Source organism: Celerinatantimonas sediminis, assembly GCF_046054195.1.
Taxonomy (GTDB): Bacteria; Pseudomonadota; Gammaproteobacteria; order Enterobacterales; family Celerinatantimonadaceae; genus Celerinatantimonas.
In genome coordinates this window covers 83,054-98,255 of record NZ_JBEQCS010000005.1, presented here as the reverse complement: position 1 = coordinate 98,255, position 15,202 = coordinate 83,054, and the positions used below count along the sequence as shown (strand labels likewise).

17 protein-coding genes are annotated in these 15,202 nt (G+C 43.2%); 7 read left to right on the top strand and 10 right to left on the bottom strand.

Features of this window, described 5'->3' with window-relative positions:
- The first annotated feature begins 129 nt into the window (after positions 1-129).
- The 5 genes from ABTQ23_RS07895 (at position 130) to ABTQ23_RS07875 (ending at position 7,237) form a co-directional block, all read left to right on the top strand.
- Positions 130-1,008, top strand: a complete 879-nt coding sequence (locus ABTQ23_RS07895; protein WP_408615140.1) for a LysR family transcriptional regulator — start codon at positions 130-132, stop codon at positions 1,006-1,008.
- 133 nt (positions 1,009-1,141) lie between these two features.
- Positions 1,142-2,353, top strand: a complete 1,212-nt coding sequence (locus tag ABTQ23_RS07890; RefSeq protein WP_408615139.1) for a pepsin-like aspartic protease — start codon at positions 1,142-1,144, stop codon at positions 2,351-2,353.
- Positions 2,354-2,369: 16 nt separating this feature from the next.
- Complete coding sequence (locus tag ABTQ23_RS07885; protein ID WP_408615138.1) at positions 2,370-3,155, top strand: avidin/streptavidin family protein; 786 nt, start codon at positions 2,370-2,372, stop codon at positions 3,153-3,155.
- A 305-nt stretch (positions 3,156-3,460) separates the two neighbouring features.
- The gene (locus tag ABTQ23_RS07880; protein ID WP_408615137.1) at positions 3,461-6,193 is read left to right on the top strand and encodes a response regulator; all 2,733 of its coding nucleotides are present in this window, start codon (positions 3,461-3,463) and stop codon (positions 6,191-6,193) included.
- Between the two features lie 141 nt (positions 6,194-6,334).
- Positions 6,335-7,237, top strand: a complete 903-nt coding sequence (locus ABTQ23_RS07875; protein WP_408615135.1) for a diguanylate cyclase — start codon at positions 6,335-6,337, stop codon at positions 7,235-7,237.
- Positions 7,238-7,298: 61 nt separating this feature from the next.
- Here ABTQ23_RS07875 and ABTQ23_RS07870 read toward each other — a convergent pair whose 3' ends face one another.
- A complete protein-coding gene (locus ABTQ23_RS07870; protein ID WP_408615134.1) occupies positions 7,299-8,159 on the bottom strand; it encodes a YicC/YloC family endoribonuclease in 861 nt (286 codons plus the stop codon).
- A gap of 131 nt (positions 8,160-8,290) precedes the next feature.
- Here ABTQ23_RS07870 and rph point away from each other — a divergent pair, with 131 nt between their 5' ends.
- Complete coding sequence (gene rph, locus ABTQ23_RS07865) at positions 8,291-9,010, top strand: ribonuclease PH (protein ID WP_408615133.1); 720 nt, start codon at positions 8,291-8,293, stop codon at positions 9,008-9,010.
- Between the two features lie 16 nt (positions 9,011-9,026).
- Positions 9,027-9,674, top strand: a complete 648-nt coding sequence (gene pyrE / locus ABTQ23_RS07860) for an orotate phosphoribosyltransferase (protein ID WP_408615132.1) — start codon at positions 9,027-9,029, stop codon at positions 9,672-9,674.
- A 138-nt stretch (positions 9,675-9,812) separates the two neighbouring features.
- On the opposite strand, the gene ABTQ23_RS07855 is transcribed toward pyrE, so the two are convergent.
- The 9 genes from ABTQ23_RS07855 to mscS all read right to left on the bottom strand — a co-directional run bounded on the left by ABTQ23_RS07855 (position 9,813) and on the right by mscS (position 15,063).
- Positions 9,813-9,968: a hypothetical protein gene (locus ABTQ23_RS07855; RefSeq protein ID WP_408615131.1), complete on the bottom strand. Its 156-nt coding sequence runs from the start codon at positions 9,966-9,968 to the stop codon at positions 9,813-9,815.
- Between the two features lie 70 nt (positions 9,969-10,038).
- Complete coding sequence (locus ABTQ23_RS07850) at positions 10,039-10,194, bottom strand: hypothetical protein (protein ID WP_408615129.1); 156 nt, start codon at positions 10,192-10,194, stop codon at positions 10,039-10,041.
- Positions 10,195-10,264: 70 nt separating this feature from the next.
- Positions 10,265-10,420 carry a hypothetical protein gene (locus ABTQ23_RS07845; RefSeq protein WP_408615129.1) on the bottom strand — a complete coding sequence of 52 codons (156 nt, stop codon included), beginning with the start codon at positions 10,418-10,420 and terminating at the stop codon, positions 10,265-10,267.
- A gap of 70 nt (positions 10,421-10,490) precedes the next feature.
- On the bottom strand, positions 10,491-10,646 hold the full coding sequence (locus ABTQ23_RS07840) for a hypothetical protein (protein WP_408615129.1): 156 nt from the start codon (positions 10,644-10,646) through the stop codon (positions 10,491-10,493).
- Between the two features lie 71 nt (positions 10,647-10,717).
- Positions 10,718-10,873 (bottom strand): hypothetical protein, encoded by a 156-nt coding sequence (locus ABTQ23_RS07835; RefSeq protein ID WP_408615130.1) that lies wholly within the window; start codon positions 10,871-10,873, stop codon positions 10,718-10,720.
- A 71-nt stretch (positions 10,874-10,944) separates the two neighbouring features.
- On the bottom strand, positions 10,945-11,100 hold the full coding sequence (locus ABTQ23_RS07830) for a hypothetical protein (RefSeq protein WP_408615129.1): 156 nt from the start codon (positions 11,098-11,100) through the stop codon (positions 10,945-10,947).
- A gap of 1,286 nt (positions 11,101-12,386) precedes the next feature.
- Positions 12,387-12,518, bottom strand: a complete 132-nt coding sequence (locus ABTQ23_RS07825) for a hypothetical protein (protein WP_408615128.1) — start codon at positions 12,516-12,518, stop codon at positions 12,387-12,389.
- Between the two features lie 518 nt (positions 12,519-13,036).
- Positions 13,037-14,050 (bottom strand): arabinan endo-1,5-alpha-L-arabinosidase, encoded by a 1,014-nt coding sequence (locus ABTQ23_RS07820; protein ID WP_408615127.1) that lies wholly within the window; start codon positions 14,048-14,050, stop codon positions 13,037-13,039.
- Between the two features lie 185 nt (positions 14,051-14,235).
- Positions 14,236-15,063 (bottom strand): small-conductance mechanosensitive channel MscS, encoded by an 828-nt coding sequence (mscS, locus tag ABTQ23_RS07815; protein ID WP_408615126.1) that lies wholly within the window; start codon positions 15,061-15,063, stop codon positions 14,236-14,238.
- Positions 15,064-15,202 lie beyond the last annotated feature (139 nt).

Here is a 15,202-nt window from a genome sequence, read left to right as displayed (position 1 = left end):
AGTTAAATGCTATTGCAACGATTTATTAACAATATTTTAAATGATTTAACGATACAGCCAATGACAGATATAGCGATCTTTAATACCTAAAAGGTATACTTTAACGACTGCTATGTTGAGGTGATATGTATGGAACTTCGTCAATTGCGATATTTTTTGGCCGTCGCCGAATGTGCCCACTTTACGCGGGCGGCGGAGCAACTGGGAATGGCACAGCCACCGTTAAGTCGCCAGATCCAGAGCCTTGAGCGAGAAATTGGTACCGCTTTGTTTATTCGCGCGCCCCGAGGCGTTAGATTGACCGCGGCCGGCGAGCTGTTTAAGGTGCGCGCGTTGCAGATTTTAAAAGATAGCGAACAGGCGATGAGTGAGATGCAAAGCTTAGCGCGCGGTGTCAGTGGCCATCTGTCGATTGGATTTGCCGGTTCCATTGCCTTTCATCCCAAAGTGCCGCGAGCGATTCGCGCATTTCGAGCCGCTTATCCTGATGTACACTTAAGTTCCCATGAAAATGACAGCATGCAGCTGGTCGAGAAAGTGCAAGATTCCCGCCTTGATTGTGCCTTTGTTCGCGAACCTCTTGATTGTGGTGATTTGCAGCGTCTGAGCCTGGTTAGCGAAGATCTAGTGCTAGTGGTGCCAACGATGCATCGGCTCAGCCATGAACCCGTGGTTGATATCGCCATGCTTGCCAATGAGCCCTTTATTATGTTCCCTCGCGCCATCGGTGTTCTTTTGTACGACTATATTATTCACAGCGCTCAGCAAGCGGGCTTTATGCCGACTATCAAGATGGAATCACCGCAGGTTTCATCCATCGTCAATATGGTCGCAGCTGGGTTCGGCGTCTCTCTTATCCCTTTCTCTATGAAATTTATTCAGCTGCCTGGCGTTTGTTTTGTGCCTGTGCGCCCTCTGTTGCGCTCAACTATTACATTTGTTTATCGCCGTCACGAGCGCTCAGCACTGGTGTTGAATTTGTTAAAAATGCTCGAGCAGGAAAAATAACGGTCATCTTTAAATGGACGGCATAAATATAAAATAGTCTATTGTCATCAATTAGTTGCATTTACCTGATATGTTGTGCGAATAATATCGCGAACAATTTATGTTCAGCACATTTTAATAAGGATATTGCAACATGAACAATAAAGATGAGGGGATCACCAAGGGACTGACATTACCCTTGTATCGTGGTCCCTATCAATATAACGGTGCTTCACCGTGGTATACGCAAATTGGTATTGGCACACCCGCTCAGCAACTCAAACTGGCAATGGATAGCGGCAGTAACTTTAACTGGATTAGCTCTTCGCTAAGTTCAGTGTTTAATCGTCAGCACTATGGCGGTTTATGTTTTGACACTAACGCTTCAAGTACCTTTAAGGCATCTAAATCAGGTTTAAAAACGGTTGATTTTGGCCCTTGGGGCAGTATGCAAGTTTGTCCTGGGCAAGAGGCAATTACCCTTGATGTCGCCGATGGCATGGATGAATTTACCAACGAGATGTATTTTTCTGAGAAATACAGCGGGAGCCAATTTGCCGAGCTGGATTGGGATGGTGGAATAGGGATCCCCAGTTACAGCTATCAACCGGTAACTGGCGATACCAATAAGCTACAAGCCTACCGTGGGGTGCATCGCACGGATGTAACGACAGAAACGTCCCCGTTTCATTTCGTTGAATCTTTACTTGATAATCACATCATTGAAGATGACTCGTTATACGTCAGTTTTCAAACGGATCCCATAACCAAACGGGGCGAGGTCAGTTTTGGTCGTTTAGATGAGAGCTATAAAGACAGTCTAGAATACCTGCATTTACGCTGGAAGCAGGTCCCTGGGGAAAAACTTAAGTCGCTTTATTATATCTGGACAACGCCGATGCAGAGCTTGTCGATTGGCGATAAACAAATCGTTAAAGCGGATGCTAACCAACCGCTCTCATTTTGCCTTGATTCTGGTTCCTCACTGTTTAAAGGTGACCCCGATATTATGCTGCGAGCCTATTGTCAGGCATCGTTAACCAATGGCGATTTAAAAATTGAGTTAGACAGTGATTCAAGCGGTAATAATCAATCTCTAACGATTCCCAGCAGTTTGTATAACGTCGAAATTGAAGCTGGTGCGCTACTCGGTGAAACCTTCGCTCAGTTCCAGCCAATGGCTGGCCTTAATGGCATTACGTTGGTCGGTTCGGTGTTGATGGACCATCTCTATTGCGTTTATGAATATAAAGTCGATAAAAAGAACAATAACCGCATTTTCCCTGCTGGCATGTGGTTATTTAACAAACCAAACGGCGTAAAAATTATTACACAAGAGAAAGCTAAACCTGCCCCAATCTTTTAATGTGAAGGAGTCACTGATGGGAAATTTATCCATTGCTGTGCCACTTAGTGGTCACTGGCAAAATAGTTATGGTTCAACGCTCGATTTGAGCGTGAGTGAGAATGGCAATTTAATCGGCAAATATGCATCAACTACTGGTGCCAGCGGAACTTATCCAGTTTTAGGCCAGTGTCAGACCAACGCCTCTGGTAGCGGAATCGGTTTGGTTTTAGGGATTAGTTGGCGCGCGCTTGATGATACTAAAACTGCACCTACTTATAACAATACTTGGCACTGGGTATCGACTTACTGCGGGCAGTTAACCACAAGTGGTAATTTATCGGTGATTAACTCATTAGTGGGGACCACCGCCTTTGGCGACACGAGCAAAGGCGACTACGTTGATAAACTTAGTTTTGATCGTTTAAGCGATGCTAACGCCTTTGATCAAAGTTGGGCGTGTGCGGGGGACAAAGTCGATAACCTGTTAAACGGCTACTGGTTATTGCCTAGTGGGGATTGCGCGTTAGAGTTGGAAGTGGTCAGTGACTACGGATTGGTTCAAGGTAAAGTCGTTTTTGCCAATAAATCCGACCTTGCGGTTCAAGGATTCACCGATACGCAAACGCCGTTGTCAGGTGAAACGCCTTGGCGTCAGAGTGTCACCTTTAACGTTTGCTCTGATACGCAAATTTTATCGTTTAGTGGTTATTTAGATATTTCCCTTAACCAGTTAATATTGACATGTTGGCAGGCGTACGGGACGGCCCCGGGAGATGAGTATCTGCAAGCAAGTGCGACTGCCTACAATTTTGTTCGCTAGCATGATTTTTAGGTTCATTGTCCAGGATGGTTGATAGCCGTCCTGTTTTTTCTCTGTCGTCTCTATTGTTATTGAGTTATCTATTTTTTAAAGGGTGAAAATCACTCTTTGTATCAGTTTAAGTTATATATTTTAGTAAGTTGTAATTATACCTGATAGATATTTTAAAAAATCCAGACAATGGCGACTTTTTGTTGACAGCGCCAGCGAATCAATGTGAGCTAATAGCGAATACCCTTAGTAATTAGCAGTGTTAAGTCGTATGGATATCTACGGATACCCATTGGTATCCCATGGAGAAAATAATGGAGTTGTTTAGTCAACGCGATGAGCAGCATCAGCGAGTGATGCAAGAGTGTTTCGCCAGTCTTTGGCAGCATTCTGCCGATTTTATGTTTGTGATGGCTGTCGAGCCTAATGGCGAGTTTAGCCTTTATGACAATAATCCTGCTTCGCGCAAAGTCATGGGGCTCGACCCAGAGCAACCCGTCGATCACTACAATATTCGAGAAATGTGGGGCGATGAGATTGTTGAAGGGCTCTATGAAACATATAACAAAGCCATTAGAGCGCATAAACCTGTTTCTTTTGAACAATATGCAACCAGTGGCGATGAAAACGCAGTTTTTGCCAACACATTGTTAGTGCCCATCTATGATGCCGATGATAATCCAATATTTGTCTGTGGGGTCAGCCGCGATATCTCTGATCGTAAAGCGATAGAGCAGATGGCTTTAGAAGCCAATGAAAAGCTGCAGGAATATTCTCAGGCGTTAGAAAATATCAATAAAAATCTCGACGACAAAGTTCGTGAGAGAACCTTTGAGCTGGAACAAACCGCCAAAGAGCTTGAGGTCGCCCTTGAAGCAAAGTCTTCATTTGTGGCGCGCATGAGCCACGAAATTCGCACCCCAATCAATGCGGTGCTTGGGCTTTGTAATCTGTTAAATAAAACCACTTTAGATGATACGCAGCGCGATTATGTTTCTAAAATTCTCGACTCAGGTGAAGTGCTGCTGCGCCAAGTGAATGATATTTTAGATTTTTCTAAGCTCGAAGCCGATAGCGTCAGCATTGAAAATATTGAATTTGAACTTGAGCCAACCATTCAGCAGGCGATGAACGTCAATAGCTTAACGGCCGATGAAAAAGGTTTAGAAATCGTCCTATCGCTGGACTCAGCGGTTCCTCAGAAGCTCATCGGAGATCCGGTGCGCATTAAGCAAATTCTTATCAATCTGGTTAGTAATGCGGTGAAGTTTACCGATTCCGGATACGTCAGTGTCAATATCAGTGCTAAGCATACTGGCAGCCGCGACAAAGTTCTGCTCGGGATTGATGTGCAAGATACTGGTATTGGAATTAGCGAGGAGCAACAGCAGCGCCTATTTCATTCATTTGCGCAAGCTGATGACAGCATAACTCGTCGCTACGGTGGCAGTGGTTTAGGGTTAGTGATTAGCCGCAAATATGCTCAGTTAATGGGCGGTGAAATTAGCTGTGAAAGTACCCCCGGCGAGGGCAGCTGTTTTCATGTTTCACTGCCTTTAGAGCGCGTTCATCAAGAGAGTGAACTGGAGCGTTATGGCTCAGGCGAAGGATATCGAGTGCTGGTGGTGGATGACTTGCCGATTTCTCGACAGGTTCTCAAAACCATGTTGGGCGAGCTGGGATATCAGGTTGAAGTTGCAACCGATGGTTATGAAGCGATTGAATCGGTCACCCAAGCATTTGCCATGAATCAAACATTTGATGTGATTTTGCTCGACTGGAAGATGCCGCGCATGGATGGCATTGAAACTTCACAGCAAATTCGCTCGCGTTTTCAGGATCAGACCCCGCCGATTTTGATGATCTCCGCGTATGAGCGGCAAAAGTTACAGCAATATCTGCACAATGGCCTGATTAGCTCATTTTTGGAGAAACCGGTTTCTCCATCATCACTATTTGATGCGGTTGAAGCGCTGCTTTCTCGGCATATTCGCATTGCCAAAAAAATTGAAAGTAACAGCGAGCATCAAGACTTAAGTGATTATCGCCTACTGCTGGTGGAAGATAACCCGATTAACCAACAGGTCGCGCTCGGTTATTTAGAAGATACCCATATTCATATCGACATTGCTAACCATGGTGAAGAAGCAATTGAATTTTTAGCAAAAAATGATGTCGATATCGTGTTGATGGATATCCAGATGCCATATATGGATGGACTGACAGCAACCAAGAAATTGCGACAAGAGCTGCATTTTGAAAAACCGATTGTAGCCATGACCGCTCATGTCAGTGATAGTGCGATTAGTGAATGCCTCAATAGCGGGATGGATGCCCATGTGGGCAAACCGATTAACTCTGCTGAGTTATTCTCGGTTTTGCTGAAATATTTGGCCAGTGACAAAGATTTAAGTCACTTCAAAACACGAAAAGTTAAAGAGAGCATGGTGCCATCGCATAATCAGCTAAGTGAGGCGCTTGGGCAAATCAAAGAGCTGAAAGTGCAAGATGCGGTTAATCGCATTGGTGGCCGTCATGATCTGTATTTTTCGCTGTTAGAGACCTTCTACAGTCAATATCGTCAGCGCCGTTTTATTGAGGAACTACAAACTGTTACGACCCAAGAACTGCGCGATGTTATTCATGCACTTAAATCGAATGCCGCCTATATTGGTGCTTATGAGCTGGTTAGTCAGTGCATCGCTTTGGAGAATAAATTAGCCAAAGACGATGAGGGGCAAAACCAAGATTTATCACTCTTTGAGAAGTTAGATCAGCTATTAGTGAAGTTAGACCCATTATTTGAGCACCACTTAAATGAAGCAGCTATTGATAGTATCAGCGGTTTTAAACAGCATCTGGTGCAGCTTGTCGGTCAGCTTCGAGCAACTGATTTTGCCTTTGAGAAGACACTTAAAAAAATAGCTTCGTTTGTCACTCGAGACGACGATGTTAACCGACTCAAGCAAATTCAGGCGTCGGTCGCGGATGTTGAACTAGAGGATGCTGCGAAGTTAGCGACGCAGTGGCTGAGCGCCCTCGATTAGTAACATTTTATTTATGATTTCATCAAATAACATAACCAGATTATGGTATCGTGTGTGAGTAGCAAATTATATTTATTCATAATTAATGAATAAATATACAAAAATGGATCTCGCTAAAGCGTTACACGGAGTTAACCCGTTATGGCAACAGACTTGTTGTCACCTCCAATTCAACAGGTGTTAATCGTTGATGATGAGGTGATTAATTTAAAGGTACTGAGCAATTTATTGCGTGATGAAGCCAATATTATATTGGCAAAAAGTGGCAAACAGGCGATTCGCAAAGCTCGCGAACTGAGCCCTGATTTAATTATTCTTGATATTAAAATGCCGGAAATGGATGGGTTTGAAACGCTTTCTGAGCTGCATCAATCGCCACAGACGGCTGCCATTCCCGTGATTTTTATTACTGGTTTAAGCGATGAGCATTACGAAGAAAAAGGGCTTTTATTAGGCGCTGCGGACTATATTTTTAAGCCGTTTCATCCTGGCATTGTTAAAGCGCGCGTGCACACGCACCTGCAACTGGTTCGCCAGCGCAACATGTTAGAGCATCTGGCAAACTGTGACAGCCTGACTTCTCTGGCAAATCGGCGTTATTATAAAAAGATCCTGACTCAGCAGTGGATCAGTGCCATTCAGCGCAAACAGCCCGTTTCGCTGGCGATTTTTGATATCGATAATTTTAAGCATTACAACGATGACTTCGGCCATGACGCTGGCGACCATCTGCTGCGCCAAGTGTCGGCAATTTTAGCCTGTCAGTTTGAAGAAAAACCGCTGTTGATCTCTCGCTTTGGCGGCGAAGAATTTGTCGCTCTAATGCCAACGTATACACAGGTTAAGGCTCGCCAGTTGATTGAACAGTCGGTTGAGCGCGTGAGCGAAAACACCGATGTAACCATTAGCGCTGGCGGTTCCACCTGCATCCCCAACGACACCAGCTCCAGCTCTGCGTTATTTTCCAAAGCAGATAAAGCCCTATACGTTGCCAAAGCTCGAGGCAAAAACTGCGTGATCTGGTCAGAAGAACATTTTGTGTGAGGATTATTAAGAGAAATGGATTCAGTGGATAGTGGGTATCCACTGAATGATTTGAATCGGTTTATTCAATATTCTGGATCTGTTCGCGCATCTGCTCAATCAGTACTTTTAACTCAACTGCGGCTTTGGTGATGTCGGCATCGATTGATTTTGAGGCAAGAGTGTTGGCTTCGCGGTTAAACTCTTGCATCATAAAATCTAAGCGTCGGCCACAGGTGCCGCCTTTTTTGAGAATGTTGTGAGTCTCTGTCACGTGGGCGTCTAGGCGGTCCAACTCTTCGGCAACATCGAGTTTTTGGGCAAGCAGTACAATTTCTTGCTCAAGGCGATTTTCATCTAATTCTTCGGCCACTTCGGTTAACCGAGTCCTTAGTTTGTCACGTTGCCATTCAATGATTTGTGGCAGGCGAGAGCGGACAAAGGTTGCTTGTTCAGTGATGGCATCTAGGCGCGCTTCAATCATCGCTTGAATTTTTTCACCTTCACTGGCGCGGCTTGCAATAAAGTCAGTCAGAGTCGCTTGCCAAAGGTTGAGTAGTTCTTGGCTAATGGCATCCACATCTTGTTCGGGTGTTTCCATCACACCTGGCCAGCGCAGAATATCTAGCGGATTAATCTGCCCACCAGCTTGCTGTTGGACCCATTCGGCATTTTGGATAATTTTTTTAGCAAGATCCTGATTCAGAGTCAGTTCATCATTTTGTGACTGGCCTGGTTCAAAACGCAGATTGTTTTCAACTTTACCGCGCTGCAATTGCTTGCGAATTTTGTCGCGCAGTTGTGGTTCTAAACCACGAAAGTTTTCAGGCATTCGCCAATAAGTTTCGAGGTAGCGCTGATTGACACTGCGGATTTCCCAGGTTGCACTTCCCCAGTCACCGGTAACTTCACGGCGTGCGTAGCCAGTCATACTATGAATCATTCTATTGAGTCCACGAGGAAAATTTATTTGATTATACCGATATTGTGAACACTCGTCAGTGTCATTCGTGGCCGAAGCGCTGCAAAATCCGTATAATTTAAACTATCTCTCATGGTTATAAGGTATACAAGATGCGTCCAAACGGCAGAGCCGTGACCGACATTCGTCCGGTTACATTCACTCGACACTACACTCGTCATGCAGAAGGGTCAGTCCTGGTGACTTTTGGTGATACCCAAGTTTTATGTACAGCCACTGTTGAAGACGGGGTTCCGCGGTTTTTAAAAGGAAAAGGTCAGGGGTGGATTACTGCTGAGTATGGTATGTTGCCGCGCTCTACTGGTTCTCGCATGGCTCGCGAAGCTGCTCGTGGCAAGCAGGGCGGTCGGACAATGGAAATTCAGCGCCTGATTGGCCGCTCTTTACGCGCGGCAGTTGATTTAAAAGCGCTGGGTGAGGTGACTATTACGGTTGATTGTGATGTGCTTCAGGCCGATGGTGGTACACGTACCGCTTCTATTAGTGGCGCTTGTGTGGCATTAATGGATGCGATTTGGTGGCTGCAATCACAGGGTAAATTGAAAGTGAACCCAATGAAGCATTTGATTGCGGCGATCTCTGTTGGGATTGTTGAAGGCGAGCCACGCTGCGATCTGGAATATGTGGAAGACTCAAACGCGCAAACCGATATGAATGTGGTTATGAGTGAAGATGGCCGCATGATCGAAATTCAAGGTACAGCTGAGGGTGAACCTTTTAGTCACGAAGAACTCTTAGAACTGTTAGAATTGGCAAAAGGCGGGATTGATGAAATTTTCAATCTGCAGCGTCAGGTACTCAACGAAGGCTAAGAAGTAAGGAAGTAGAATGAAGGCGTATCAAAAAGAGTTTATTGAATTTGCCCTGAATCGTGGGGTGTTAAAATTTGGTCAGTTTACTCTCAAGTCTGGTCGGGTTAGTCCTTATTTTTTTAATGCGGGCTTGTTCAACCGTGGGGCTGATTTAGCTCGTTTAGGCCGCTTTTATGCTGCTGCGCTAGTCGAATCTGAAATGGATTACGATATGGTCTTTGGCCCAGCCTATAAAGGGATCCCGCTGGCTAGTGCAACGGTGATTGCATTAGATGAAGCATATGACATCGACAAACCTTATTGCTTTAACCGCAAAGAAGCCAAAGATCATGGCGAAGGTGGCAATTTGGTCGGTTCGCCTTTGCAAGGGCGCGTTATGCTTGTTGATGATGTGATTACGGCTGGAACCGCCATTCGCGAATCCTTAGAGCTGTTTACCCATCACCCTTGTCAGTTGGCTGGGGTGTTGATTGCGCTCGATCGTCAAGAACGTGGCCAGGGTGAGCTTTCTGCAATCCAAGAAGTTGAACGTGATAGTGGCGCAAAAGTGACTGCCATTATTACGCTTGCTGATTTGATTGAATACCTCAAAGAGCACGGTGACAACGAACAGGCGCTAGTAGCCATTCAGGCTTATCAAGCCCAATATGGGATAGCATCCTAATCTTTGAGCCTTTAAGCTAAAAGATTGTTGCTGCTAGGCAAAATTAAAGCCGGACACATGGGTAATGTGGCCGGCTTTTAACAATGGGGATTCAAAAAGGTCATCCTTAACCGTCTTGAATAGATGAAGTAATAAATATTACCGTCCACCCGCTGTATTCTGGATGCTGTACTGGTCGGCTTGGCTAACTGGCACCTGGTGTTGCTGTGGGCGAAACTGCGCAGCCATTGCACCTGCACTAAACAGACCGATCATGGTTGCCATTACGGCAGCGAGGATTTTATTGCTTTTCATAACTCTCTCCTTTGGTTTCTACGTATTTGATTTGGCGTAAAATTTATTGTTTTAATTTTTAGTCTGCAGATTAACGGCCACCGGCAGTGTTCTGAATGCTGTACTGATCAGCTTGGCTCACAGGCACCTGGTGTTGCTGTGGGTGAAATTGAGCTGCCATTGCGCCAGCGCTAAACAGACCGATCATGGTTGCCATCACAGCGGCTAGGATTTTATTGCTTTTCATAACTTTCTCCTTTGGTTTCTACGTATTTGATTTGGCGTAAAATTTATTGTTTTAATTTTGAGTCGGCAGATTAACGGCCACCGGCAGTGTTCTGAATGCTGTATTGGTCAGCTTGGCTCACAGGCACCTGGTGTTGCTGTGGGTGGAACTGAGCTGCCATTGCGCCAGCGCTAAACAGACCGATCATGGTTGCCATTACGGCAGCGAGGATTTTATTGCTTTTCATAACTCTCTCCTTTGGTTTCTACGTATTTGATTTGGCGTAAAATTTATTGTTTTAATTTTGAGTCGGCAGATTAACGGCCACCGGCAGTGTTTTGAATGCTGTACTGGTCAGCTTGGCTCACAGGCACCTGGTGTTGCTGTGGGTGGAACTGAGCTGCCATTGCGCCAGCGCTAAACAGACCGATCATGGTTGCCATCACGGCGGCTAAGATTTTGTTGCTTTTCATAACTCTCTCCTTTGTATCTATCGTATTGATTGAATTGGCATAAAATTTATTATTTTAATTTTTAGTCGAGATTAACGGCCACCGGCAGTGTTCTGGATGCTGTACTGGTCAGCTTGGCTCACAGGCACCTGGTGTTGCTGTGGGTGGAACTGAGCTGCCATTGCGCCAGCACTAAACAGACCGATCATGGTTGCCATCACAGCGGCTAAGATTTTGTTGTTTTTCATAACTCTCTCCTTTGTATCTATCGTATTGATTGAATTGGCATAAAATTTATTGTTTTAATTTTCAGTCGAGATTAACGGCCACCGGCAGTGTTTTGAATGCTGTACTGGTCAGCTTGGCTCACAGGCACTTGATGTTGCTGTGGGTGAAATTGAGCTGCCATTGCGCCAGCACTAAACAGACCGATCATGGTTGCCATTACAGCGGCTAAGATTTTGTTGCTTTTCATAATTTTCTCCTCAATGCGTTTGGACCTACGCATAATTACTTAACTCTAATTTGTCGTTTAAAACATTCCTTTATGGAGGAATGTTTTTGGTTTCGAAACCAAAAAAACTCTACACAGTAAATTTTATTACCGTGCAATGAAGAAGATTAAGTAGTGTTACTGACGAAAAATGTCAGATTCAGATTTACTGCTTACTGGACATATTTGTTAATACATCCAAGCCACCATCTGCGTTCACTCTAATGATTGCTTCATCAAAATGTCACACTGTTTTCAACTCAACTTTCAGATTTTTTACTTTCTGCCATCTTGTGTTGCTTCATAACAGTGCAATTGCTTTGTGACTCTGTTTATTTGTATCTGCCAACTATTATGGAGATCTTGTTAACACTTTTCAAGCTTTATTTGCAAAAATATTTATAAGATTTTGCCTTCTTCTTCCTCATCAACGCTATATATTTCAGTACATTTAAGCGATTCTGTCACGCAAATAAAATTTAACAATCAGTTTAGTAATAACAAATAATTAACATTACTCGATGACGCTATTTTAGCTATATACATGTATTATAAAGCAAATTGTTGATCATTTATTTCTATGTTTTTTCGATTCAAACCATAATGGTGCAGCTATGTTTTGCTTTTGAGCATTGTTTTTTAGAGTGTGGAGGTTTCGATATTCGAAATTTTGTTACACTGAATCATGGTGATGTACTGTGCTTAGTTACACCATGGATGATGGACGCTTTTGCTTATCATGAAGCCTCTGTTCTGTTTTTGATAAGAGCAATCCTGTTGATATTTGCTCTATCGGCCATCCATCAGTCATATCGTTCTAAACCTTCCTCTTAACTGTATATTTTGCACTATTCTGATTTGCACTTGTTTATATTTTAGCTAGTTCAGATTTACTAATACTCATGCTTATGTAAATGTTGTCGATTTCTTAATCGGATGCTTTTTAATTTGTTTGATAACTGAACACAAGATTGAATTTTAGATAAAGTTGAGGCAAATACTTTATCCAATCAGCCAACTTCGTTTGAGAACAAGCCAAACTCGTTATGTTTGGTGAGTAAACCTATGAGTGGGGCATTGCAGCACTCTGCTGGTCAGGTAAAGAGTTTGCGTTTCTTTGTCATGATGACGGGGAATGATGGAAGTTGAGTGAACAGGAAATATCGTAGCGATGCGAGCTATCTTAAGAGGCAGACACTCAAATATAAAAAGACTCCGTTAGCTCGGAGTCTTTTTAGGGTATAGTTTTCATGAGATTCTGACTTAGCTTATTCTATCTCAGCAGTTTGTTTGCGTTCGTTGAGTTTACGTTGGTGGTGTTCAAGGCTAATGGCCTCTAAGCTAAAAATACCAACTGTTGCAATGATCACTGCCTCAAAAAATTCAAAAATGAGTCCCATATTCTCTCCTTTCGTATCAAGTAGTAGTGTTTGTCGTTGCTGTGTTAGCGGGTCGACGTCTCAGATACTGGCAAAGAGTCATGTTGTCAGTGAGGTGGGATGCGGCTCTTTCTTTGTAAAAAACCTTACAAAATATTAAACATCAAAACAGCTGTTTAACAAACAAATAACATTTGATATATATTTAAGCAGAAAAAGTGATGTATGTCACGAAAATAGATGTATGATACGTGTAAATTATTGTAAATATGTTAAATGATGGTTAACAAAATAAAAATTTAAAAGCCTTAAATAAAGGGGAGATTCAAATAGAGGTTAGCTCGATTGACGATGAAACTATAAAATAACAATTTGAAAATAATAGCATTTTATTTTAAGAAAAAGCATGTTAATAATATTTAATATCGACTCATTGCAAAATTTTTGAGCTGAACAGGGACGTTTTGTTCCTAGTGAAAAAATCTGTAGTTAGGAAAAATTTTGTAATAATTTTTGACATCTTAAGCCATCTTATACACTCAAGGCTCTAAAATAGTCGTATTTCGATTTAAATCGGCACTGTTTACTCTCGGCCAACCATCTTTCCAATGAACTTGTAATATTCGTAATTTTTGTATCGCATGATCTGCACTCTCATAGGCATGAAAGACCATGTAATCCTTACTATTAAAGTGGTAAACACCATTGTGCCCTAAGGCTACCCAGTCTTTGTTGCCTTGAAGCACTAAGCTTCCGCCTCCATTGAGCATTGCCACTCCTGCTTTATCAATGTAAGGGCCTTGAATGTGATGACTGCGCCCGACACGAATATTGTAGGTGCTGTTCATTTTTCGACAGCAATAATCAAAGGAGACAAACAGATAATAATAGCCTTGGTGATGAAAAATAAAGGGTGCTTCGATCGCACCATCACCAGCTAAAGCTTCATTGTTAGCTTTTGAATTGTGGCGTCTAGCCAAATTAATCCAACGCTGAGGCGAGGCTAAACGGGTTAGATTTGGGGCTAACTGAGTAAGTTTGATACCACTCCAGAATGAGCCAAAAGCAAGCCAAGGTGTACCGTGCTCATCAAATGATACTGCTGGATCTATTGCGTTCCAGTTATCGCGATAGGGGATCGATTGCACCACTATTCCTTGGTCAACCCATTGATAATTTTTGGCTTTTGGGTCAAGTGTTGAGTTTGTGGCAACACCAATGGCTGAGGTGTTTTTGCCAAAGGCAGACACCGAATAATAAAGATAAAATTTATGCTGATAATGCAGGATATCTGGGGCCCAAAGGTGGCCATCAAACCTTGGTGCTACTCGCAATGCCCAACTTGGTTGGTTTTTAAAAACGCGGCCTGCGAGCTGGTAATGTTTAAGATCTGTTGACGAATAAAAGGTAATGCCCGGGCCGGTACTAAAGACATAATAAGTGTTGCCATCTTTGGCCATGGCTGGGTCATGAACTTCAACCTGTTTGGCTATCCCTTGACAGCTCAATGACAGATAAAAAGTTGCAATAATACTTAAAAAAGCGCCTTTCATTGTCCATTTCCTTATAAATCAGAGTTAAAACATAAACTGCAACTAATCTGTCAACTTAGCTGAATTTAAAGAAGCGGTTTGAGAGGTGTAGTGAAAGTTGATAATTTAATTATTGAAATTATCAATATTAAAAAAGAAGAGAGCTCAGCCAGAGCAGCTTAAAACTGCTCTGGTTAAAGTAAAAGTTAGCTATTGCGGTCGATATGAACATCCATTTGTGGAAATGGAATTTCGATGCCGGCTTCATCAAGCGCGTTTTTAATCGCTTCAAGCAAGTCATAACGCACTGGCCAGAAGTCGCTCGTTTTAACCCACGGGCGAACCGCAAAATTCACTGAACTATTGGCAAGTTCAAGCACTCCCAGAGTGATTGCTTCATCTTTTAAAATGCGTGGTTCATTATCTAAAACAGCCTTGAGCACTGCTTTAGTCTGCGCTAAGTCTGCTTTGTAACTCACCCCAATCACAAGGTCTAAACGGCGTTTATCGTGACGCGAATAGTTGGTAATAGAGCCACCAAACACACTGGAGTTTGGCACAATCACTTCTTTATTATCCGGTGTGGTTAGGGTTGTTGTTAAAATCTGTACCGATTTTACTGTTCCGGCGGTGCTGGCCATTTCTACATAATCACCGGCGCGAAAAGGGCGAAAACCAACAATTAAAACCCCAGCAGCAAAATTAGATAAACTGCCTTGTAGCGCTAAACCAATGGCTAAACCCGCAGCACCTAATACAGCAACAAAGGATGCTGTCTGGACTCCCAGACGAGATAATGCGGCGATAATAACAAAGGCAATGAGTGAGTATTTCACCATTGAGCCGGTGAATGAGCTGATGGTCTTATCGACTTTTCGTTTGTTCATGACTCGTTCGATGCTGGAGGCAATAATGCCAGCCACGATAAAGCCTACAACGATGATAACCAGAGCCGATGCCGCATTGACAAAATACTGCAACACCAGATCTTCGTTATTTGAGAACCAGCCCGAGGCATGGTTGATGATGTCCATAACGTTCCTTGCTTAAGAAGAATTGCTAGAGTTTGAATTTAGCATAAGAATCAGCTTCATGCGCGATATCTACATGGATTTAATTTGTAGGTGATTGACGATATGAAAAGCCAATAATCACTGCAAATTACAGCTCTGA

Excerpts from the sequence above, each read along its gene's own strand:
- ABTQ23_RS07870 (WP_408615134.1), bottom strand. The coding sequence starts at position 8,159 with ATGATTCATAGTATGACTGGCTACGCACGCCGTGAAGTTACCGGTGAC.
- ABTQ23_RS07835 (WP_408615130.1), bottom strand. The coding sequence starts at position 10,873 with ATGAAAAACAACAAAATCTTAGCCGCTGTGATGGCAACCATGATCGGT.
- ABTQ23_RS07855 (WP_408615131.1), bottom strand. The coding sequence starts at position 9,968 with ATGAAAAGCAATAAAATCCTCGCTGCCGTAATGGCAACCATGATCGGT.
- rph (WP_408615133.1), top strand. The coding sequence starts at position 8,291 with ATGCGTCCAAACGGCAGAGCCGTGACCGACATTCGTCCGGTTACATTC.
- ABTQ23_RS07880 (WP_408615137.1), top strand. The coding sequence starts at position 3,461 with ATGGAGTTGTTTAGTCAACGCGATGAGCAGCATCAGCGAGTGATGCAA.
- ABTQ23_RS07875 (WP_408615135.1), top strand. The coding sequence starts at position 6,335 with ATGGCAACAGACTTGTTGTCACCTCCAATTCAACAGGTGTTAATCGTT.
- ABTQ23_RS07850 (WP_408615129.1), bottom strand. The coding sequence starts at position 10,194 with ATGAAAAGCAATAAAATCCTAGCCGCTGTGATGGCAACCATGATCGGT.
- ABTQ23_RS07845 (WP_408615129.1), bottom strand. The coding sequence starts at position 10,420 with ATGAAAAGCAATAAAATCCTCGCTGCCGTAATGGCAACCATGATCGGT.
- ABTQ23_RS07890 (WP_408615139.1), top strand. The coding sequence starts at position 1,142 with ATGAACAATAAAGATGAGGGGATCACCAAGGGACTGACATTACCCTTG.
- ABTQ23_RS07840 (WP_408615129.1), bottom strand. The coding sequence starts at position 10,646 with ATGAAAAGCAACAAAATCTTAGCCGCCGTGATGGCAACCATGATCGGT.
- mscS (WP_408615126.1), bottom strand. The coding sequence starts at position 15,063 with ATGGACATCATCAACCATGCCTCGGGCTGGTTCTCAAATAACGAAGAT.
- ABTQ23_RS07885 (WP_408615138.1), top strand. The coding sequence starts at position 2,370 with ATGGGAAATTTATCCATTGCTGTGCCACTTAGTGGTCACTGGCAAAAT.
- ABTQ23_RS07820 (WP_408615127.1), bottom strand. The coding sequence starts at position 14,050 with ATGAAAGGCGCTTTTTTAAGTATTATTGCAACTTTTTATCTGTCATTG.
- ABTQ23_RS07825 (WP_408615128.1), bottom strand. The coding sequence starts at position 12,518 with ATGGGACTCATTTTTGAATTTTTTGAGGCAGTGATCATTGCAACAGTT.
- pyrE (WP_408615132.1), top strand. The coding sequence starts at position 9,027 with ATGAAGGCGTATCAAAAAGAGTTTATTGAATTTGCCCTGAATCGTGGG.
- ABTQ23_RS07895 (WP_408615140.1), top strand. The coding sequence starts at position 130 with ATGGAACTTCGTCAATTGCGATATTTTTTGGCCGTCGCCGAATGTGCC.
- ABTQ23_RS07830 (WP_408615129.1), bottom strand. The coding sequence starts at position 11,100 with ATGAAAAGCAACAAAATCTTAGCCGCTGTAATGGCAACCATGATCGGT.